1 protein-coding gene is annotated in these 511 nt (G+C 42.9%); it reads left to right on the forward strand.

Annotated features, from left to right (window positions below; translation table 11 throughout):
* Window positions 1-511 (forward strand): aromatic amino acid transport family protein (locus tag R7Q11_RS29535; protein WP_318094497.1); only part of this gene is annotated, 511 nt, incomplete at both ends.

Consider the following 511-nt stretch of genomic DNA (forward strand, 5'->3'; position numbering starts at 1 on the left):
GTACAGGAACAGTTGATAAAGTAAACCGTGTGTTGTTTGCGTTAAAGCTAGTCGCAATGGTTGCGGTACTGTCATTTTTAGCGCCAAACGTTACCGAGTCATACTTGCTAAGCATGCCTATCGAACAGGGACTTATTGTTGCGGCGATTCCAGTGATTTTCACATCGTTTGGTTTCCACGGCAGTATTCCTGCAATCGTAAACTACCTAGATGGCGATACGTCGTCTTTGCGCAAAGCGGTTATTGTTGGTTCGACGATTCCTTTAGTTATCTACATTTTCTGGCAAATCGTTACCTTAGGCGTAGTAAGCCAAGATGCGCTTATTGAAAACGGTGGCTTGAGTGCACTTATTGGTCAATTATCTCAAACTGTTCACAAATCCAACTTGAGCAGCATTGTAGGTGTATTTGCCGACCTTGCACTTCTCACCTCGTTTTTAGGTGTGAGCTTAGGTTTGTTCGAATTTTTAGGTGATACGATCAAAGGCAAAAGTGAGAAACCAAATCGCTT

The sequence above is a fragment of the Vibrio sp. 970 genome (assembly GCF_033339075.1).